Below are 21,399 nucleotides of genomic sequence, written 5' to 3'. Positions count from 1 at the left end.
TCTGCGTAAGAAAAACCTAAATGAATAAAAAAATCCGTCTCGTAATTAAACGAAACGGATTTTGTATTTATAAAGAGAAAACTACTTTTTCAATTCTTCCAAAAACTCATCGTGAGAAATTTTGGTTTCTTTCTTAGTTGCTTTTTCTAAAATAACATCTTTCAATTTTGCCATTCCAACTTCCGAAGAAATCTGTCGAACTTGCTCTTGATCTTTCAACATATCAGCAGCATACTTCTGTACTTCTTCATCTGGTAAATGGTGAATTCCATACATAGCCAATTGATTTCTTACCAATTGCTCAGCTTGTCCTAAAACATCAGCGTAGTCCAAAGTAATCTCGTTGTCGTTCATCAATTTCCCTTCAAGGATTTGATATTTCAACTGATTTTTTTCTGTTTCTAAAATTTCTTTTGCTTGCTCTTCAGTTTTCACGTTTTCATTGCTGAAAACCAACCATTTGATCAAGAAAGTCTCAGGAAGTTTCACTTCTTCTTTCTCGTTGATTTGAGCCAATACTTTATTTACGAAATGAACATCAGCATTTTGTTGGAAGTATTCATCCAATTCAGCTTTTACTTTCGCTTTCAATTCTTCTTCAGTCTTGATGGTTCCTTCGCCATAAACTTTATCAAAAAGTTCTTGGTTTAGTTCTGCTAAGTTTAGTTTGAAGAATTCTTTCACCGTAACCTCGATTTGATCGTGGTGTAACTGCTCCACTTCTTCTTTGCTGAAACTTAATTCTTTCGCCAATTCTTCGTTTTTCTCTAAATCTGCTTTAGATACTTTCAAAGACTCGTCTTTTTTCAAACCTTTAATCAAGTCGAAAGCAACTTTTTTAGCAATATCAACACTGATTTGCTTTGGCGCGTGGTTGTGCTCACCTTCTGCTCCTTCTTCAACAACTTGCGTAATTTCTACAGCGACAGTCGTATCATCACCGATTTCCTCCTGAGGAACTTGCTCAGCGAAACGCTTCTGCATATTTTCGATGCTCTGGTTAATTTCTTTATCAGAAGCTTCTACTTTATAATGAGGTGCTTCATATTTTGCCAAATCAATAGTGAAATCTGGCTCGTAGCCAACTTCGAATCCAACTGAAAGTTGTTCTGCGTTGTGATCCATTTCCTCAACTGGTTGTGGAACCGGCTGACCTACCAATCTCAATTTCTTTTCAGTCACGTAGTTGTTCAAACCTTCAGAAACCTGTTTGTTGATTTCTTCAAAAGCGATTCCTGCTTCATATTGCTTTCTTACCATGCTCAATGGCACTTTCCCTTTTCTAAATCCAGGAACTTGTGCATTTTTTGCATAGTTGATTAGTTGTTTTTCAACTTTCTCTTTGTAATCTGACTTATCTAAAGTAACGGTAAGTAACGCACTTACTTCGTCATGGTTGGTCGCTGTAACGTTCATTGTAATGTATTGAAAATTTAGGTTGCAAAAATAGCAATTTTTTTTTGATTATTTTTAAAGGATCAAAAAGTTAACTTTCCTTAACTTTTTTTGAGTTAACTGGAAATTAATTAGAAATACCATAAGTCGCCATCGCATCGGTTTCACCACCGATTACAGAACCGAACTCGCTGTCGTTTTTTACTTCACTAACCGAGACAGGGTCGTGAATTACGGTTAGAACCAATTGCGGATTTATTCCGTTTTTGGCTTTGATGACCGTCCAATTTGTTGAAAGTCCCACTTTGTTTCCATCAGTTCGGGTCGAAGACTCATCGTCGATTCTTTCCAAATTAATATTGGAATTCTGAAAATTGAATAAGATGAAATGTTCATCTTTCGCTTCTTTAATGCTTTCGGTTTCATCTTCGTTTCCATTCAAGAAAACTGCATTGACGGTATAAATTTTTCCATCAGTCAGTTTAATTTCCGGATTTGTTGTTGAATTAACGGTGTAATTGTACGTTTGAGTTATTCCCGTTGTCTCGTCTTTAACATTGAGAATAATATTTGAAATATCTTCTTGGGAAAGAACATCTTCATCTTCATCAGCGCGGCTGCAGCTGATTGCAAACACAGTAATTAATAAAAAGAAGATATATTTTAGGTTAATTAATGATTTCATTTTTAAAGAATTTTAGAAGTTATATTTAATATTGAAAATAATATTACGGCCCGTTTCGTAAGAGAAATAGCGCATTCTGTTTAGGTAATCTTTGTAATTGGTATCAAAAAGATTGGTCACATTTAATCCTGCAGAAAAATGTTTATTAAAGTTGAAACCAGTTTGTACACTCCACAAAGTATAAGTCGGCGGCGGCGTAGAAAGATCTAAAGTCTTTTCAACCTCTACTCCGTTTTCGAAAATATTAATGGTTGGATTGTAAACGGGAAATCGTTTTTGCTGTAAGAACGTTTGCTGCTGAACTTTAAAATAGAAATTTTTCCATTCTTCATTTTTGAATTCCAGACTGTTTGCAAAATTCGTTGGAACCATCATTATTAATGGTTGATTGTTGGTTTGATCTTCACCGTTGATGTAAGAGAAATTTCCTCGATATTCAAAATAGTCATTCAATTTCAACTGCGCGTCAACATCTAATCCATACATTTTTGCATCGATTTGCTGATAAGACCACACCGGGAAAACGCCACGTATCGTATTCTGAATTCCGGTCGGAACTTCAGTAATGAAATTTTTAGTGACGAATAAATAAGGATTCACAGTCACTCTTAGACCATCAAGAATATTCAGTTTTCCATCGATATTTAAATTGAATTGGTTTCCATCTTCATTCTTAATGCCCATATTTCCAACTTCAATAATCGCCGCAGAATGATGCAATCCATCTGCAAAAAGTTCTGCAACATTCGGTGTTCTTCCAACTTTCGCATAATTCAATTTGATATCTAAATTTTTCGAAGGCTGATAATCTATTCCTGCATTAAATGACAAATTCTTGAAAGTTAAATGGGGTTTGGTAAAAACGCGGTTGCCGTCAGTTTTCACATAGAACTCAGAAAAGTCTTCGGCGTACAGATTTTCCCAGTCGCTTAAATCATACCATTTCTTGACTTCATATTTTGCAACATCATATCTCAATCCAGCTTCTGCATTTAACTTCGGGGTCAACTTATATTTGAAAACAGAATAAAGTCCGCCGGCATATTGATCATAATTTGGAACCAATCTTCTGGCTTGCGTCTCCGGTGTCGAATAATTAAACTGGTATTTTAAATCGATGCCTGTTTCTAAACTCCAGAACTGTCGCTCGATAAAATCATTGATATTCATTTGATTCGTAAATAATTCCAAATCCAAAGATGGGATCTGCGCCAATTCGCCTCTTCTCACATCGTATTCATTTCTATGATTGTATTGAAAGTTATAATCGAACGACAGTTTTCCCAGATTTTCAAACCTTTTAAAAGCAGAAATCTTGGCGATATGATGCTGAACATCTTGCTTCGGATTATTTATCTTGTAAGAAAAGTCTCGTTGGTAAATCGGAATATTCGACGTTAAAGCTTTATAAAAATCTTCTAAATTCCCTAAGTCAGAACCTCTGTAAATTCCAATTTCAGAATCAGTCACGCTGTAATCAAAAGAAATCCCCTGTAAGAAAGTGTTATTCTGAACCGTAAAACTGAAGGATTGATTTTGCAAACCAGTATTCATTAAATGGTAATCAGGCGTTTTCAGGTCACCTAATTTTTTAAAGCCACCCGTCGTTTTTATGGCCCAACCATTTTCCCAGGTTTTTAATAAATTGATTCCAAGTCCGATTCCTTGACCATTTGAGATTCCTGAAAGATTAGCACTTCCCTGAATGGTATCTTTTCTTTTAAAAATGTGAGGTTCCAAAACCACCACGCCGCCGATGGCGTCACTTCCATATTTTAAAGCTGAGGCTCCCTTAATCACATCAATATGATCAAATTGGTTAACGTCAATATTGGGCGCATGTTCAACGCCCCATTCCTGTTCGGCCATTTTTACGCCGTTATTAATAATCGGAACACGACTCCCGTACAGTCCGTGTATAATAGGTTTCGCGATGTTATTTCCACTTTTCAAAGCGCCAACACCCGAAATACTGGATAAGATGTTTCCTAAATTCTCCGTCGAATTTCGGTCAATTGCACTTCTATCCAACGATTTTACGATTAAAGAATTAGCATTTTTATGCGTTCCGTGCAGCGTAATGGTTTCAATCTCTTCAATGTGATGTTCCAGTTGTAATGTAATCTCTAAATCTTTATTAACATTGAGATCTTCCGTAACGGCATCACAATCTGGGTGGTTTGCGATAAGCGTGTAGTTTCCTTTTGGAACGGCTTTGAAAATAAAATTCCCTTTGGAATCTGAAATCTGAGTTAATGTTCCGATGGTAATTTTGGCCTCTTTCAAAGGAACTTTGTCGTGGAAATCAATCACTTTTCCTTCGACTGTAAACGTTGTTTGTGCGTTTGTGAATAGCAACCCAAATAAGATTGCGATGATATTTAAGGTAAATTTCATTTATATTTAGTTTAAGAATAAAAAACAAGAATATTTTAAAAACTGAAAATCAATTCTTTAATATTCCTTTCGAAAAAATAGAGCTGTTTTTAAATGAAAAGTGCAGGCGGACCGCGTAAATGAAAATTGAAGAGTGAAAGTTTGACAAAGGCCTTTTCATTCGTAAAAATTTCTAAGTGAGAACCTTTAAGTGAAATAGCGGAAAAGGAAAACTCCTGAGAACCTGCATATTTTCCTTCATGCAAAATATGACAGGAAAGACAATCTGCGTAATGACCAAGTTCGGAAGAATTACTAAACGTTTTTTCAACTTTTGTAAAATGAAAATCTTTAAAAACTTCTGCACTTCCATGATCGTGGAAACTTTGAGAAAATAAAGCAACGAAAAGATAGACCGCTGCAAAAAGCGATGCTAAAAATTTCTGACTTTCTCTGTTCCTCAACATTTTGCAAATTTAGGAATTTTAAACCAAAAGCAAAATGAACTTTTATTAATGAAAAGACGTTATTCCTGGAAATCCTAATACCCATTAAATCTCATATCATAAAGCCTTACATAATTGATAGAGATTTCGTAATTTTGTGCTGAAATTTTTAACTATGGAAGAAAGTGCAGTGAAAAAGATTGTGGTTCTCACGTCAGGCGGAGATGCGCCCGGAATGAATGCAGCTTTGAGAGCGGTCGTAAGAACAGCTAGTCACTACAAAATAGAATGTTACGGAGTAAGAGAGGGGTTCAATGGTCTAATCAATGACGACTTTACCAGAATGGGACCTCGATCCGTTAAAAATATAATTACCGCAGGAGGTACGATTCTAAAATCAGCCCGATCCCTGGATTTCAAAACAGCCGCGGGAAGAAGAAAAGCTTTTGACAATTGTATCAAGCATGAAATCGATGGAATGGTTTGTATCGGTGGAGACGGAACTTTCAAAGGTGCCCAAACTTTTTGCGAAGAATACGGAATCAGCGTTATTGGAGTTCCAGCAACGGTTGACAATGATATTTTCGGTACTGATAATACGATTGGATACGACACTGCTTTGAATACCGCGATGGAAGCCATCGATAAAATCAGAGATACTGCAACTTCGCACAACAGAATATTTTTTGTGGAAGTAATGGGACGTGATGCGGGATTCATCGCTTTAAACAGTGGCTTAGCTACAGGAGCAATCGGTATTTTAATTCCAGAAAAAAAAGACAGTATTGAAGAACTTTTTGCCACGTTCGAAAGAGCCGAGAAAGCTGGCAAAGCTTCAAGTATCGTAGTTGTCGCAGAAGGGGAGAAATTGGGAAGCATTTACGATATTGCAAAAGCAACCCAAAATGGTTTTCCAAGTTATGATATCCGCGTGGCCGTTTTAGGTCACATCCAAAGAGGTGGCTCGCCAAGTTGCGCAGATCGAGTCTTAGCCAGCAGATTAGGATATAGTGCAGTGATTGGATTAATGGAAGGCAGAACCAATGTTATGGTCGGAATGCAGTCCAACACAATCGTTTACACTTTAATAGAAGAAGCGGTAAAAAAACACAATGAACTCAATCAGGATTTACTTAAAATTTCAGAAATTCTGTCAATCTAATTTAAAAATAAATTTAATTTTAAAATAAAAATTATGTCAACAATCAAAGTAGGAATCAACGGATTCGGTAGAATTGGTCGTCTTGTTTTCAGAGCAATGACCGAGAGAGAAAACATCGAAGTGGTAGGAATCAACGACCTTATCAATGCTGAATATATGGCTTACATGCTAAAGTATGATTCAGTACACGGTCAATTTAACGGTGAGGTTTCTGTAGAAGGAAATGATCTTATCGTCAACGGAAAAAGAATTAGAGTAACTGCAGAAAGAGATCCTAGCAACCTAAAATGGAATGAAGTAGGTGCAGAATATATCGTAGAATCAACCGGTTTATTTTTAACCAAAGAAACTGCCCAAGCGCACATCACTGCTGGAGCAAAAAAAGTTGTTCTTTCAGCGCCCTCAAAAGATGATACTCCAATGTATGTAATGGGTGTAAACCATAAAGAATTGACAGACGACGTTACCATTTTCTCTAACGCTTCTTGTACCACTAACTGTTTGGCGCCGATTGCAAAAGTAATGCACGACAACTTCGGAATTGTTGAAGGTTTAATGACCACTGTTCACGCAACAACTGCGACTCAAAAAACAGTTGACGGACCATCAATGAAAGACTGGAGAGGTGGACGTTCTGCTTTGAACAACATCATCCCTTCTTCTACAGGTGCTGCAAAAGCAGTCGGAAAAGTAATTCCTTCCCTAAACGGAAAATTAACTGGAATGTCTTTCAGAGTACCCACAGCAGACGTTTCTGTAGTTGACTTAACCGTAAGATTAGAAAAACCAACTTCTTACGAAGAGATCTGTCAAGCAATGAAAGCGGCTTCAGAAGGTGAATTAAAAGGAATTTTAGGATACACGGAAGATGCGGTAGTTTCTCAGGATTTCGTAGGTGAAAAAAGAACTTCAGTATTCGATAAAGACGCTGGAATCATGTTGTCTCCACAATTCGTGAAAATCGTTTCATGGTATGACAACGAAATGGGATACTCTAACAAATTAGCTGATTTGTTGGTACATTCTGCTTCGCTATAGGAAATAAGCAATTAGTAATAGCTAATGAGCAATATTAACCTCTCGAATTTTCGGGAGGTTTTTTGTACGATATTTTGGGCAATCCCCTCGCCTTGCTTTTCCAGCCGCTCGGGTCGGGCTATCCGTTGCAATCTTTTTTTTACAAAAAAAAGGATTTCCACTCCTATCCCTATTGCAAGGCAGCTATACGAAGAACATTGGTTTAGAAATTGATAAAAGAAATGAGTATCTTAATAAAGTGAAATTCAGATTAAATTCATGAATTAAATAAGTTTCCCATTGCTGAGCGAAGCGCCTTTGCGAACGTAATTTGAAAAGAATGATGTTTAAACCCTTTGCGTTCCTTGCGTTAAAAATCACAAGATATTTATAGAGATTAATAAACTATGACACCAAAATTCCAAAACGCCACTCATTTCAAAAACTTCTGGGAACGTGGAAACGGAAAAGAATTGCTGGATTGGGCAGACATAAATCCAAACTCTGATACTTTTCAAAAGTTCGCTCCACTCTACCATCAAGTCGATGAGTTGGGTGATGAAGTGGTGAAAGAAACGTATCTAAAACTCCCTTATAAGGAAGCGAGTGTAATGATTCAAAAATATTCAGCACAACCCATTTCCGAAAATGATGACGCACCTGAAATTGTTAAAAAACTCTTTCTTCAACTTCAAGAAGTTCCGCATTGGTTTGATAAAGATTTAGCCAACAAAGGCGCAAGATTTTGCATGAGAACTGGCGCCAATGGATTAATGATTCTTCGCGATTTCACCTTAATGGGCGGCTATGATTTCGCATATATCAGCAAACCATTAATCTTCACCGAAGCTTTAAAGAAAGGTGCTGTAAAACGCTTGAAAGACACTTTAGAATTTTGGGTACACGTTACAAGAGAAGATGCTTTAACTCCAAATTCGGAAGCCTATCAATTGATGGTGCGAACCAGATTGATGCATTCGTACGCCCGTTTAAAAATTAAACAAAAAACCGAAAAATGGGATTATGAGAATTGGGGCGAACCGATTAATTCCTGGGATATGATTGCAACCTATACTGGATTCTCTTTGGTATTTATGCAAGGTTTAAAAAAACTAGGAATTATCATTTCGGACGAGGAAGAAAAAGGACTCTTTCATCTGTGGAAATATATTGGATATCTACTGGGAATTCCTGTGGACTATTTACCCAATAACCGCCAGCAAGCTGTTGAACAATTTTATTGGTGGACTACAATTCAGGATGAAGGCGATGATGATTCGGCTCAACTGGCCAAAGCGTTGCTGCAGGAAAATTTAGATAATACGATTTACAAACGTTCCTTCCAACGTAAAATGTTGAAGAATTTGCATCAAAGTATGAATTGGTTTTTATTAGATGAGGAAATTAATAAGCGACTTCAAATTCCAAAGCCAGCAAAAGCCTTTTTAGTTTTTCCAAAAATTGTGATTAGAGGAAATAAAATCTTTCAGAAAATTTATTTGCGCAATTCTAGCCAATATCAAAAATTGGTAGAGATGGGAAGTGAGCAACAGAAAAAAGTTTTGGCAGATTATATTGAACATACGCCGAAAGATTTTCATTATTGATAAAGTGATTCGTCTGTTTACAAATAATCAAAATAAGTTTTGGCTAAAGCCAATAGAATTCTACCATTTTCGCAAACGGGCTAAAGCCCGTTTCTATTGATTTATGAATGAAAGCGTAAATTATAATAACAAAAAAAACGGTTCGCATATCCTGCGAACCGTTCTTCATTATATTTCGAAAGTAATTACTTCACAATCATTTTTGTAACTGCAACTCCTTTTTCAGATTTCAGTTGAATTAAATAAACTCCAGCTTTCAGCCCGTTGATTGAAATGGTATCATCACCGCTATCTTTAGAAACTTTAGATGATTTTACTAAAGATCCGGCAAGATCGTAAATTGCAACTGTTCCGTTCTTTGCATTGGTGTAGCGAATGTTTGCTGATCCGTTCGTAATAGGATTTTGAGTTAATTTCAAGGTAACTTCATTTTTGCTTCCTAAAACTTCATCAGTTCCTAAAGCCGCTGCATTTCCGAAAATTCTGAACCCACCTGGTTCAATGGTAATCGGTGTAGTAGTACTTGTTACTGAGAGAGAGCTATTATCCATCAAGTTCACCCAGTTTCCGGTATAAGGGAAATCAGGAACAATGTTTTGAGAAGTCAAAGTAAAGTTAGCCAGAACGACTACATTTTTTAAAGCACTTGAAGTAGAATTTTTATAAATATACAATCTTGGCATTAAGTTACCAGACTCCACCGTGAATGTTGTCGTGTTGAAAACGTCGTTTGCTAATCTCAAAGCAAGGATTTTCGACCAAGTTTCACGCACTGATATTCTTGCAGCATCAGCATTATAACCCAACCCAAACGCCGATGGTTTTTTATCTAGTTTACAATCACCCGCGATCGAATCATCTTCGGTATTTACGGTTCCATTCTCACAGGTATAAATACTTTTATCGAAGCCTAATTCTGCAAACTGCCAAATCATTTTCGGTCCCGGAACCGTTAAGAAAACTGCACCATAAGCTTTTTGTCTCTCCAATGAAGTTGCCAAATCTCTTACGTTATAACTTCCAGCTGAGCCACCGAAATTAATGTTTTTGTACATCAATCGTTCTTCGTCATGGCTTTCACCATAACCAATCGCTCTTCTTTCAGCAAAGCCATGCACCTTATAATCAATTTTATTAAAGTTGCTATTAGGAGCAAAACCCATGGTATTTTCATTGTAAGGGCCTGTTAATTTATCCCACATCATAACGCCTTTTCCTGCACCAACTTTGTAGTTCGCCCATTGCGCTTCCTCAGAATCAGTTCCTAAGTGTTCGAAAATGATCAATGAAGTAGGATCATAACTCCACTGATTATCAGCATATGCTTTCAAAATATTTACACGGTCCTGCTGATATTTGTTGGTACAAGCATCATCTCCAGCCGTACAGTTTTGGGTAAATCCTTTGGTTAAATCCCAACGGAAACCATCGATTTTATATTCTTTAATCCACTGCTCCAAAACTCTGCTGACGTAATATTTCGTTTCTGGTTTTGAGTGGTTGAAATCATTAAATACACTGTAAGAATGTTTTGCAACTTGGTTGAAATAAGGATTGTTAGCTGCAGGATCTCCGTAACCATCTCCATCTGGATCGTTCATCCACATTCTGGTGAGTGGACTTCTACCTGTCGCGTGATTTAAAGCAATATCTAAAATTACGGCAATACCGTTCTGGTGATAAACATCGATGAATTCTTTAAATTTCTCCGGAGTTCCGTACGCTTTATCTAAAGCATAGTGAAATCCTGTGTTGTAACCCCAAGAATTATTACCATCAAATTCCATTACCGGCATTAATTCTACAGCGTTAATATTTAATGATTTTAAATAAGAAACTTTATCAATAAGCGACTGCCAAGTTCTTTCAGCCGTAAAGTCTCGCACCAATAATTCATATACGATTAAGTTTTCTTTGGCGGGTTTCGTAAAGTTAGAAATCGTCCAGTTATAAGCTGGTTTCGCGGTTTGAATAACAGATACATCATATTTTTGTCCGGCTGGATAAACCGGAAGATTCGGGTAAACATTTGCAAATTCGTTAATCCAGGGATCATCATCTGGCGATAAAACTAAAGTAGAAAAAGGATCGGCAACTTTAATTCCGTCGGCCGTTCTATATTGAAAAGTATAAACTTGCTGAGGCGTTAAACCGGTAACTTCCAACCAATACAGATCAGGATTGGTGGAATCTCTTTTCATTAAATAATTAGCACTTACCGCCCAGTTATTAAAACTTCCGATTACGTGTACAGATGCTTTCAAAGGGGCATAAATTGCTAACCCAACTTTCGTTGCATCAGCTGGATCATACGTAATTCCCTGTCTCATATAAGCCGGGATTGCCGCAACCGTAACAGGAATCGAAAGGGCAACTGTAAAAGTTTTACTCACAACCGTCCCATCGCCAGGGTTGGTTGCCACAACTTCCATCGAAGCATCTTGAGTTACAGTATAAGGAAAATTTAAATTTGTAGAAGCAGCGGGACTTGTATAAACTGGAGTTCCATTTGCTTTAACCACAAAATTTGCAGGTAAAGTGGCCGTTCCCGTAATATTAATAACCGTTCCAGCTGAAACGACATTGGTACTTCCCTGTAATGGATTGGTGAGGTTAAATTGAAATTTGCCAACATTAACAATAATGTCTTGTGACTGAACACTGCCATTGACAGTTTTTACCAACATCCCGATTTTAGACAGCGGGTTTGGTCTGTTTCCGTAAAAAGATTTCACGTTGTTCATCGTAAAAGTGTAGGTTCCCTGACCACCTGCGCTCGACACATAAGTCAATTTATTAGCAGGATTTGAAGCGGTCCAAGTTCCGTTCGTTGGACAATCTGCGCTTACAGTATTGGAGTCAATCGACCAAGCCCAGAGATAAAGTGCGTGCGAACTTGCCACGCCAAAATTAGTTTCGTTTACGGTAAAAGTTACCGTAATTGGGTCGGTCTCATCAAAAGCGACGGGGTTGATAGAATAAGGAATAACCTGTTGTGCCAACGCAAAGATCGGAAGCACCAAGGCCAAAAATAGCGTGTAAAAATATTTCATGTTCAAATTATTTAAGACTGTAAAAATAGCGAAACTTAATCAGCATCCACCATTTATTCTGAATGTTTATAAACTGATTCGTAAAGAGATAGTGATTATAAAGTAGGGATTGTCTGCGAAGTGTCCGTAATATTTAATGTGTTGTATTCAATTTGATTTTTGCTTTCCGAAATTACATTGGCGTTTTCTAAAAAGAAGTTTTTCCCTGCTAAAAGTTCGGTCAACAAAGTTCGCATTTGCTCTGCAGCGACTTCAGGAAGATGAGATTTCTTGGCAGCTTCAATCACCTGTCGTTTTCCATTTTGTTGAATTTTCGCTAAGTCATCTTTACTGAAAAGGTTGAAAAACTGCTCTTCAATATTGTAATATTTATAATCGGTTTCGGTAGATAGGATTTGCGGTGCCGGGAAATTTAGCAACTTTACCTTTCGGTTGACTTCATCAACTTCCCATTGAAATTTTTCGAAATCATAGCCAACCAATACTTTAGCCTGAACAATCACCAAAGCTTTCTTTTTCGATGGTATAAAATTAAAAATTTTAGTCGTTTCCTCGTAATTGTAGATTTCATTGAAATGACCTTCCGCCGAAACTACCTTGAAAACCTTGCGCATACTTTCCGCAATCGTGTGGGAACTTTCCGTTATCACGACTGGAGCCGCGCTCATTTTATTGGAAACTAAGAAAGCAATAATACCGCCCAGAACCAATCCTAGCAATAACATTATTAACGTCATCATCGAATTGATAGATTCACTCTGAGTCATTTGATAAAGAAAGTAGGCAAGGAAGAGAACAATCAATATTCCGGCAGACCAGAACATGATTTTATATTTTTTAAAGTTCATACGATTTGAATTTAGGTAAAGGTATGAATTTTCAAAAAATTATGGAACCACTTCTGACCAAAGTATTGTAGCAGAAACCGTTCGTAAATATTTCTATTTCCTAGAGAGAAACTTTGGTGGCAGAATTAATTCCTCAAATTTACCTTTGACTTCTAACTTTTTATAATAAAGATTTCGGGCCATTATTTTTAGCATCAAATCTTTGTCAAAGAATTTCCAAAATGGCTCTTGGTGAACTTTTGTTGGTTTTCTGATTTCATCAAAAGTAGTCACCCACGAATCTGGATTATGATAAAATTCTATAATTCCGCAATGTTCAGGAATTTGATCGGCTTCAATCATTCCCTGTGGTAGTAGAAAACTAAACTGATTACAGGGATAATCGCCACAAGAAATTTTGTCGTGTTTTAGAAACTTCTCTTTTGTTTTCTGATTTTGATATTGCTTTTTGAAATCATTTTTAAAGTCGGCTTTTGAAAATTTAATTTCCAGTTCATGACTGAATCCATCTTCATTAATAATTAAAAGGTCGGCCTCCCAATCAGAATGAAAATGATTGGTCAAAACTAAATCTTTTTCAAAATCACAAAATTTTGAAATATAATTATAGGTGAGTTCTTCTACTTTAAGCATGAAAATTTTAATTAAGAGACCAGCAAACTACAACCACGAATATCGGAATGATCGATTCGTCCTAACACTTGAAATAAATTTGTCCTAATCGCATTGTCATTCCGAACGTAGTGAGGAACCTCAAAATCTGTCAAGATTTTGCCCAAATCCTGCGTCGCAATAAAACTGCAAGAGTGACGATTCGCCAAGTCGATGATGGTAATAGCGCCATTTCTTCCCTCTTCCAAATAAGAAAAAGGATCTTCGGTATTTCTAATGAGAACGCGCATCCAGTTTGGAGTTTGATAAATATTTTGACCTAAAGAATAGGCTTGAGAAAGCAATTCGGTCATCGAATATTCGGAGTAAATTTTATCAGTTCCAAAGCCTTCATGGAAAATTGCGAGCAACTCATCTTTGGTCATTTCCTGTTTACGACCTTTCATACCGCCAGTTTCAATAATGATGAGTTGATCTGATGATTCGATGTTTTGATCATTTGTTTTCGCGAAATCGATAAAATCCAATAAGGCAAAAGCAACTCCGAATAAAATGACTTTTTTATTTTGCGTTGAAAGTTCCCGTAATACTTTGAAAAGCTCTTCATGATTGTAGAGGAAATAGCCATTCTCTGGTTTCCCAGATTTCTTCATCAGAAAATCAACCATGTAAATCAAAGAAGAATTTTGCTTTTCCAAGTAACTTGGCAACAATCCGAGGAAAATATAATCTTCAGCTTTTCCGATAAACTGCTCGAAACTTTTCTCAATGCTTTCCTGATATAATTTCTCATCAGAAATCCAATGTTTAGAAAGATTCATCTGCGTCGTCCCAGAACTTTGAAAATATAAATCGGTCTTTTTATTTTGATCTAAAATCGTGTGGTTTTTAAACATCTCAATCGGTAAAAAAGGAATTTTTTCTACTTCTTTAATATCGTTTGGATCAATGTTCAAATAGTCTACAAATTTTCTGTAGACTTCAATGTTATGGTATTGAAAATGGAAAGTTTCCAGGCATTTCTGCTGGAATTCTTCTTCGGTTTGGATGTTGAAAATATCAGTCATTTTATTTGAAAGCACAAAAGTCAAAAAAGAAAAGCGGAATTCAAAATATAAATTTTGAATTCCGCTAAAAAATTTATGATATAAAAGCTCGTCTTAGTTTCCTCTGTAAGTGGAGTAACCGTAAGCAGAAAGCGTAATTGGTACGTGATAATGTTCCCCGTTTGTAATTTCGAAAACTACTTCAACCCAAGGATAAAAACTTTCAGTTCCATTTTTTTGGAAATAATCTTTGGTATAATAAGTCAGTTTATAAATCCCGTTGTTTGCAGCACTGCTATCTAAAAAATTAGGAACACGACCATTTTTGTCCGTTATTTTTTCGTCTGCAAACGACCACATTTTGGTTGCAGGAATATATTTTTCCAATTTAATAGTTACACCTGCCGCCGGCATTCCTTTCGACACATCTAAAATATGACTTGATAATTGGTAGGTTGCTTCTTTGGTTTGTCCGAAAGAGAAAGCAGAAATAAGCACAGCGAAAAGCGCGATAAATGAATTTTTCATGATGATAATTTAAATAATTGTTTTGAGTGATTTCGACGGCGAAAATTATATTTTTCACGTCGATTCCTCCTCGTCAACAATAATGCCGATAATTTTTAGTTTTCGAATGTTTTCAATTCAAAATCATCTGAAAACTCACCATAGGTAAAGTAAGAAATCCAGTCACCTAGGTTGATGTACTTGGCTTTGCCATTTTCTAAATCCAGAACCATTGGCAAATGCCTATGACCATAAACGAAAAAATCTATATTTTCAGTTTTCAATTTCTCTTTAGAATAAATGATGAGAAACTCTTTGTCTTCGCCTAAAAAAGCTTTGTCTTCTTCCCCCGAAATCATCTTGTTTTTAGTGGAAGCATATATGGCAATTTTCATAGCGATATCAGGATGCAACCATCGGAACGCCCATTGTGCTAAGGGATTGGTAAAGACTTTTTTCATTCTCTTGTATCCTTTGTCGCCAGGTCCTAATCCATCGCCGTGCGCCAGTAGAAAGTTCTTACCATTGATTTCAAAATACTGTTTATCGAAAAAAACCTTGCACCCAATTTCTTCTTCAAAATAATTCTTCATCCACAAATCATGATTGCCAACGAACATGAACAATTCAATACCAGAATCTTTTAATTCTGCCAATTTGCCCAAAACCCTCACATATCCTTTTGGAATAACGTGGTTCCATTCATGCCAGAAATCGAACAAGTCGCCCATCAAAAACAAAACCTGAGCATCAGCTTTGATTTCATCCAGCCAACGGATGAATTTCTCTTCCCGAACTTTACTTTCTTTCGGCGTTGGTGCACCAAAATGTTGATCGGAAGCGAAATAAACTTTTTTATTAGGTTCTAAGTTGATTTTCATATTGAAAGGCAAAAGGTAGAAAGTCTTAGGTTTTAGGTTTTGGATGGCAAATTTTCAAATTAAACTTGGTCTTCGGCAAACCATTCTCCGTAAGAGTTTTCGGTTTCGTGAAGCTTAAGATAAGCCAGAGATACTTTTGCAGAAAGTTGACTTTTTATTTTAGCAGCAATATCGTACAGCATATTTTCACATGTTGGTTGGTAATCGCAATAAATCACCTTATGACCTTGTTGTTCTAAATTTTCTCCGAATTGTTTGTGCGGTGAAATGCCGTTCAACATAACAGCATGATCCCAAACATTGAGGATTTCTGATTTTACAATTTTTTTGATATCGCCAAAATCTAGAACCATTCCATTTTTCGGATGATCCAAATCATTGATCGGAGTTCCTTTTACAGTGACAAATAATTTATAGGAATGTCCGTGCATATTTTTACATTTGCCATCATAATTGTAAAGAACGTGGGCAGTTTCGAAGGTGAAAATTTTGGTGATTCGTATCATGGGGCAAAGATAAAGAAAGTTTAATCTTTCATGAAACAATTAATGATCATGTAAAAAGCTGATTTAATGCAAAGACGCAAAAGTCTTATAAAAAATGCTTCTTAAAATTTCGATTGCAACGGCGCCTCACTCAATAAAGGGAATACAAATATTGAAGTAACCTTGTCACGGTTTAGAACCGTGACAAGGTTTTGTGAGAATCAATACTGTTTTGAAAGATTTAAGGTTGAAAATTATGCAGAAAAAAGAGATTGTTAATTTTCTAAGATTGGTAATAAAACGGAGAACTCGTTTGAGCGATTGAAGTGGAAATCCTTTTTTGTTTCAAAAAAGATTGACTCCAATATCTATTTTTTAATCTGAATCATCGAAATTCGCTCCTCGTTCTGGAACGGAAAGTGCGATCTCTTGCGGAGCGAAATGCGGTGGAGAAAGACACGCCCAAAAAAAATCCTTTCCAAAAAAGGAAAGGACTTCAAACAATTCAAAAATTTATGGAAATTTAGAATTTTAATTAATGAAACTGTTCAGCTTCTGTAGAACCAGCTAATGCCGTGGTAGAAGACTTTCCAGCTGTTACAACCGTTTGAACTTCATCGAAATAAGAAGTTCCAACAAAACTCTGGTGTTTCACCGCGCGGAAACCTTTGGATTGTAAGGCAAATTCTCTTTCCTGTAATTCGCTGTACCCTGCCATTCCTCTTTCTTTGTAAGCCAAAGCCAACTCGAACATAGAAGTATTTAATGCGTGGAATCCGGCCAAAGTGATGAACTGGAATTTGTAACCCATCGCTGCTAATTCTTCGCGGAAGGTTTCCATTTCCGGAACTGATAATTTTGCAGCCCAGTTGAAAGAGGGTGAACAATTATATGCCAACATTTTTCCCGGGAATTTTGCGTGGATTCCTTCTGCGAATTTTCTGGCATAATCCAAATCAGGATTTGAAGTTTCCATCCAGATTAAATCAGCGTAAGGTGCATAGGCCAAACCTCTGTCAATTCCCTGCTCTACTCCATTTTTTACTTCGTAGAAACCTTCAGTTGTTCTTTTTCCAGTCACAAATCTTTTATCTCTATCGTCAATATCTGAAGTTAATAAATCTGCCGCATCAGCATCGGTTCTTGCTACCAAGACCGTTGGAACTCCGCAAACATCGGCTGCCAAACGTGCGGCAACTAATTTATTGATCGCTTCTTGAGTCGGAACCAAAACCTTTCCACCTAAATGTCCACATTTTTTAGCAGATGATAATTGATCTTCAAAGTGAACTCCAGCTGCGCCAGCTTCTATCATTTGCTTCATCAATTCAAAAGCATTTAAGTTTCCACCAAAACCTGCTTCTGCATCTGCAACGATTGGAACTAAATAATCTTTACAATTGACTTCGTCTACTCCATTTACAGTCTGAATTTGATCTGCACGCAACAAGGCATTATTGATTCTTTTCACCACCGACGGAACTGAATTCGCAGGATACAAACTTTGGTCAGGATACATTTCTCCGCTCAAATTCGCATCGGCGGCAACTTGCCAACCTGAAAGATAAATTGCTTCTAAACCTGCGTCAACTTCTTGTACCGCTTGGTTTCCGGTTAAGGCTCCTAAGCCCGCCACAAAATCCTGGTTGTTTAATTGCTCCCATAATTTTTCTGACATTAATTTGGCGATGGTATAATCGAGTTTATAAGATCCTCGAAGTTTCAATACTTTCTCAGCGGAATACGGTCTTTTGATACCATTCCATCTTGGGCTTTCTAACCATTCTTTTTCCAGTTGCTGGATCTGTTCTTGCTTTTTCATATTTTTAAGTTTTAGGTTGTGGGTTTTAAATTTTAGGACATAATTTAACGCAATGGACGCAAAGAATTTAAAATTATATTCTGCAAAAATTACGGGCGCAAAGCCGTTTCACTCAGCAATGGCTTTGATATTATTTCTTTTTCATTTAATGAAAGTGAAAATTCACCATTCACGTTTCTTGGCTCTTTTTCCTTTTTCCTTGGCTCTTTTTCCCTGGCACTTAAATAAACTGATACGCTTTTAAAGTCAGAAATTCTGCGAAGTTGTCGTTGAGAATGAGGTCATCAAAAAGTTCGGTTGCTAATTCGAATTTTCCATTGTCGAATCTTTCTTCACCAACATAATTTTTGATTTTTTCCAGTTCTTCTTCTTGCCAATGCAAAACCATTTCAGGCATTAAGGTTCGTCCGTCCTCCAGTTTTGCTTCGTTTTTTAGCCATTGCCAGATTTGCGTTCTGGAGATTTCTGCAGTTGCTGCATCTTCCATTAAATTATATAAAGCGGCAGCTCCAACTCCCATTAACCAAGATTCTATATATAAGATTCCGACATTGATGTTTTTTCTCACGCCATTTTCAGTGATGGTTCCTTTTGGAATTTCAAGGAGATTTTCCTCTGAAATATGATACTCTTCGAATTTTTTATCGATTTGATTTGGAGTTGGCATGAATTCATCGAAGATTTTCTTCGCCACAGAAACCAATCCTGGATGAGCGACCCAAGTTCCGTCGTGGCCGTTTTTTACTTCTCGTTCCTTATCTGCACGAACTTTTGCATAAGCGATTTCATTTTCTTCATAGTTATTTTTTACGGGAATCTGAGCGGCCATTCCGCCCATCGCGTGCACATTCCTTTTATGGCAAACCTGAATAACTCTTTTCGAATAAGCACTCATAAATGGTGATACCATGGTCACTTGATCTCGGTCTGGAACTAAAAATTCGGGAAGATTTCTAAACTTTTTGATATAGGAAAAAATATAATCCCACCGTCCGCAGTTCAAACCGGAGCTGTGTTCTTTTAATTCAAATAAAATTTCGTCGAGTTGAAAAGCAGCGGTGATGGTTTCAATCAAAACCGTGGCTTTAATGGTTCCTTGTGGAATTTCTAAATAATCTTGAGAGAATTTGAAAACGTCATTCCACCATTTTGCTTCTTGGTACTGTTCTAATTTTGGTAAATAAAAATAAGGTCCACTGCCATTTTCAATTAACTGTTTAGCATTTCTAAAAAAGTAAATTCCAAAATCAATTAAAGAAGCAGAAGCTTTCTCACCATTAAATTTTATATTTTTCTCTTCTAAATGCAAACCTCTCGGACGAACCAAAAGTGTAGCTAAATTTTCACCTAATTCATATTTCTTTCCATTTTCATTTTCAAAATTGATGGTTCTATTGACTGCATCTGAAAGGTTTCGTTGACCATCCATGCAATTTTGCCAAGTCGGAGAATTACTGTCTTCAAAATCTGCCATAAAAGTGGATGAGCCAGAATTCAAAGCATTGATGACCATTTTTCTTTCAACAGGTCCGGTAATTTCTACACGACGATCAAGCAAATCTTTCGGAAGTGGATTACACACCCAATTGCCATTTCTAACCTCTTCAGTTTCAGGACAGAATTTTGGAAGTTGGCCATGATCAAACTCGATTTGTTTCATGGTCCGAGCATGCAAAAGCGCAATTCTGTCATCATTAAATTTCGAATGAAGCGCCGATAAAAAAGTCACTAATTCCGAGGTGAAAATATCGTTGTATTGTTCTTGAGTAAGAATTTGAAATTGTGTTGCCGTTTCCATTTTGTTTAAACTTTGATGATTTAATATTACAAACATAAACAAAAAACTTTCACTAACAGCGAACGTTCGCCAAATTTATATAAGAATTATTATGCGAACAATCGCTTATTTTTATTTATCTTTGTATTCATCGGATTTTACAATCTATTTAGATATATTATAAATTAATTTTAATTAATGGCAAGCGATAGTGATTTCATAAAAACAGTTTTCGGATTGAAGATGAGGCAGTTCCGACAAAAGAAAAGCTTTTCTTTGCAGGATCTGGCTAATTTAACTGGCGTTTCTAAATCTTATTTAAATGAGATTGAGAACGGTAAGAAATATCCGAAACATGATAAAATCGCCAACCTGGCCATCGCTCTTAACTGCACTTATGACGATTTGGTTTCTACAAAACTGGACAAAAGTTTAGCTCCAATTGCAGAAATTATACAGTCCGATTTCTTCAAAGAAATTCCGCTTGAACTTTTTGGAATTAATAAAACAAACCTCATCAGTATTATCAGTGATGCGCCTAAAAAAGTCACCGCTTTTATCAATACTTTAATTGAGATTTCGAAAAATTACAATTTAAGCAAAGAGCAGTTTTACTTTGCCGTGATCAGAAGCTTTCAGGAATTGTATGATAATTATTTTCCAGAAATCGAAGAGAAAGCGATCAATTACATTGTAGAAAATGAACTGTTGAATAAACCTCATTCATCGGAATTCGAAGCGATATTAAAATCACAATTTGATTATGAAATTAAATCGTTGGATTTGGAACAATATGGTGCTTCAGGAAAATTAAGGTCGCTTTATATTCCGGAGACGAAATTGCTTTTACTGAATGAACTTTTAGATGAAGATCAAAAGACCTTTATTCTCGCAAAAGAAATTGGATTTAATGTCATGAATCTGAATCCTCGTCCAAACACTTATTCGTGGTTGGATTTCACCAGTTTTGAAGAGTTGCTGAATAATTATTATGCCTCATATTTTGCTGGTTGCTTATTGATTCGAAAAGATCTTTTGTCTAATGAAATCAATGCGTTTTTTCAAAATTCCGAATGGGATCCAAAACTATTTGAAAATCTTATCGAAGAATTTACCAATTCACCGGAAACCTTCTACTATCGCCTAACGAATATTTTACCACAGGAATTGGGGATTAAAGATTTATTCTATCTCTGTTTTACGAAGAAAAAGAATTCAGATAAAATTCAGATCTTAAAAGAATTGCACCTGAACCAGCAACAGGCGCCACACGCCAATGCGACGAACGAACATTATTGCAGACGCTGGATTGCGGTAAAAAACTTAAAGGATTTGAAAGAAAACGAACAAGTAACGGAAGCTCAAATCTCTCATTACAAAGACAGCGGCTTAACTTATTTGGTGATATCCACCTCGCAAAAGAATCCTTTTTCCGATGGAACGAATAGAAGTTATTGTATCGGTATTTTATTGAATTCCAATTCTTTAAAGAAAATTAAATTCGCAAAAAGTGACCAACTTAAAACCGTCAATGTTGGCGTAACCTGCGAATTCTGCAGTATTCCGGATTGCGAAGTTCGACAAGCGCCACCTTTAAGACTGGAGAAGGAAATTTTTAATGAAAATATGAAGAAGTCGATTCAAAAGATTCGGAAGGATATTTTACGATAGGAATTAATT

Annotated in this window: 17 protein-coding genes; 4 read left to right on the top strand and 13 right to left on the bottom strand. The window is 36.4% G+C overall.

What is annotated here, in order from left to right; genetic code table 11:
• Positions 1-81 precede the first annotated feature (81 nt).
• From BMX49_RS08865 to BMX49_RS08850, 4 genes are all read right to left on the bottom strand, one after another.
• On the bottom strand, positions 82-1,416 hold the full coding sequence (locus BMX49_RS08865) for a trigger factor (RefSeq protein WP_034719996.1): 1,335 nt from the start codon (positions 1,414-1,416) through the stop codon (positions 82-84).
• A 106-nt stretch (positions 1,417-1,522) separates the two neighbouring features.
• Positions 1,523-2,080, bottom strand: coding sequence for a hypothetical protein (locus tag BMX49_RS08860; RefSeq protein ID WP_034719995.1), 558 nt, complete (start codon positions 2,078-2,080; stop codon positions 1,523-1,525).
• A gap of 12 nt (positions 2,081-2,092) precedes the next feature.
• Positions 2,093-4,477: a TonB-dependent receptor gene (locus BMX49_RS08855; protein ID WP_051803791.1), complete on the bottom strand. Its 2,385-nt coding sequence runs from the start codon at positions 4,475-4,477 to the stop codon at positions 2,093-2,095.
• A gap of 89 nt (positions 4,478-4,566) precedes the next feature.
• Positions 4,567-4,923 (bottom strand): hypothetical protein, encoded by a 357-nt coding sequence (locus tag BMX49_RS08850; RefSeq protein ID WP_051803789.1) that lies wholly within the window; start codon positions 4,921-4,923, stop codon positions 4,567-4,569.
• Positions 4,924-5,077: 154 nt separating this feature from the next.
• Here BMX49_RS08850 and pfkA point away from each other — a divergent pair, with 154 nt between their 5' ends.
• From pfkA to BMX49_RS08835, 3 genes are all read left to right on the top strand, one after another.
• Complete coding sequence (gene pfkA, locus BMX49_RS08845; protein ID WP_034719993.1) at positions 5,078-6,064, top strand: 6-phosphofructokinase; 987 nt, start codon at positions 5,078-5,080, stop codon at positions 6,062-6,064.
• A gap of 33 nt (positions 6,065-6,097) precedes the next feature.
• On the top strand, positions 6,098-7,102 hold the full coding sequence (gene gap / locus BMX49_RS08840; protein ID WP_034719992.1) for a type I glyceraldehyde-3-phosphate dehydrogenase: 1,005 nt from the start codon (positions 6,098-6,100) through the stop codon (positions 7,100-7,102).
• Positions 7,103-7,854: 752 nt separating this feature from the next.
• Positions 7,855-8,688 (top strand): oxygenase MpaB family protein, encoded by an 834-nt coding sequence (locus BMX49_RS08835; RefSeq protein WP_375600475.1) that lies wholly within the window; start codon positions 7,855-7,857, stop codon positions 8,686-8,688.
• A gap of 185 nt (positions 8,689-8,873) precedes the next feature.
• Here the strand turns inward: BMX49_RS08835 and BMX49_RS08830 are convergent, their stop codons facing one another.
• The 9 genes from BMX49_RS08830 to aceB form a co-directional block, all read right to left on the bottom strand.
• Positions 8,874-11,741, bottom strand: coding sequence for an alpha-amylase family glycosyl hydrolase (locus BMX49_RS08830; RefSeq protein WP_034719987.1), 2,868 nt, complete (start codon positions 11,739-11,741; stop codon positions 8,874-8,876).
• A 95-nt stretch (positions 11,742-11,836) separates the two neighbouring features.
• Positions 11,837-12,589, bottom strand: coding sequence for a DUF4230 domain-containing protein (locus tag BMX49_RS08825; protein ID WP_051803787.1), 753 nt, complete (start codon positions 12,587-12,589; stop codon positions 11,837-11,839).
• A gap of 93 nt (positions 12,590-12,682) precedes the next feature.
• Positions 12,683-13,222, bottom strand: coding sequence for a hypothetical protein (locus BMX49_RS08820; protein WP_034719985.1), 540 nt, complete (start codon positions 13,220-13,222; stop codon positions 12,683-12,685).
• A gap of 11 nt (positions 13,223-13,233) precedes the next feature.
• Complete coding sequence (locus BMX49_RS08815; RefSeq protein ID WP_034719982.1) at positions 13,234-14,268, bottom strand: LuxE/PaaK family acyltransferase; 1,035 nt, start codon at positions 14,266-14,268, stop codon at positions 13,234-13,236.
• Positions 14,269-14,361: 93 nt separating this feature from the next.
• Positions 14,362-14,775 (bottom strand): hydroxyisourate hydrolase, encoded by a 414-nt coding sequence (gene uraH / locus BMX49_RS08810; protein WP_034719981.1) that lies wholly within the window; start codon positions 14,773-14,775, stop codon positions 14,362-14,364.
• A 95-nt stretch (positions 14,776-14,870) separates the two neighbouring features.
• On the bottom strand, positions 14,871-15,635 hold the full coding sequence (locus tag BMX49_RS08805) for a UDP-2,3-diacylglucosamine diphosphatase (RefSeq protein ID WP_034719979.1): 765 nt from the start codon (positions 15,633-15,635) through the stop codon (positions 14,871-14,873).
• 59 nt (positions 15,636-15,694) lie between these two features.
• A complete protein-coding gene (locus tag BMX49_RS08800) occupies positions 15,695-16,141 on the bottom strand; it encodes a 6-pyruvoyl trahydropterin synthase family protein (RefSeq protein ID WP_034719977.1) in 447 nt (148 codons plus the stop codon).
• 514 nt (positions 16,142-16,655) lie between these two features.
• On the bottom strand, positions 16,656-17,942 hold the full coding sequence (gene aceA / locus BMX49_RS08795) for an isocitrate lyase (protein WP_034719975.1): 1,287 nt from the start codon (positions 17,940-17,942) through the stop codon (positions 16,656-16,658).
• A 220-nt stretch (positions 17,943-18,162) separates the two neighbouring features.
• Positions 18,163-19,740 carry a malate synthase A gene (aceB, locus tag BMX49_RS08785; protein WP_034719969.1) on the bottom strand — a complete coding sequence of 526 codons (1,578 nt, stop codon included), beginning with the start codon at positions 19,738-19,740 and terminating at the stop codon, positions 18,163-18,165.
• 177 nt (positions 19,741-19,917) lie between these two features.
• Between aceB and BMX49_RS08780 the strand changes: the two genes are divergently transcribed.
• Complete coding sequence (locus BMX49_RS08780) at positions 19,918-21,390, top strand: helix-turn-helix domain-containing protein (protein WP_034719967.1); 1,473 nt, start codon at positions 19,918-19,920, stop codon at positions 21,388-21,390.
• The last annotated feature ends 9 nt before the right edge of the window (positions 21,391-21,399 follow it).

The sequence above is a fragment of the Kaistella antarctica genome (genome assembly GCF_900109615.1).
GTDB lineage: Bacteria > Bacteroidota > Bacteroidia > Flavobacteriales > Weeksellaceae > Kaistella > Kaistella antarctica.
Note: the sequence above shows the minus strand (reverse complement) of the source record. Positions and strands in the feature narration are given on the sequence as shown.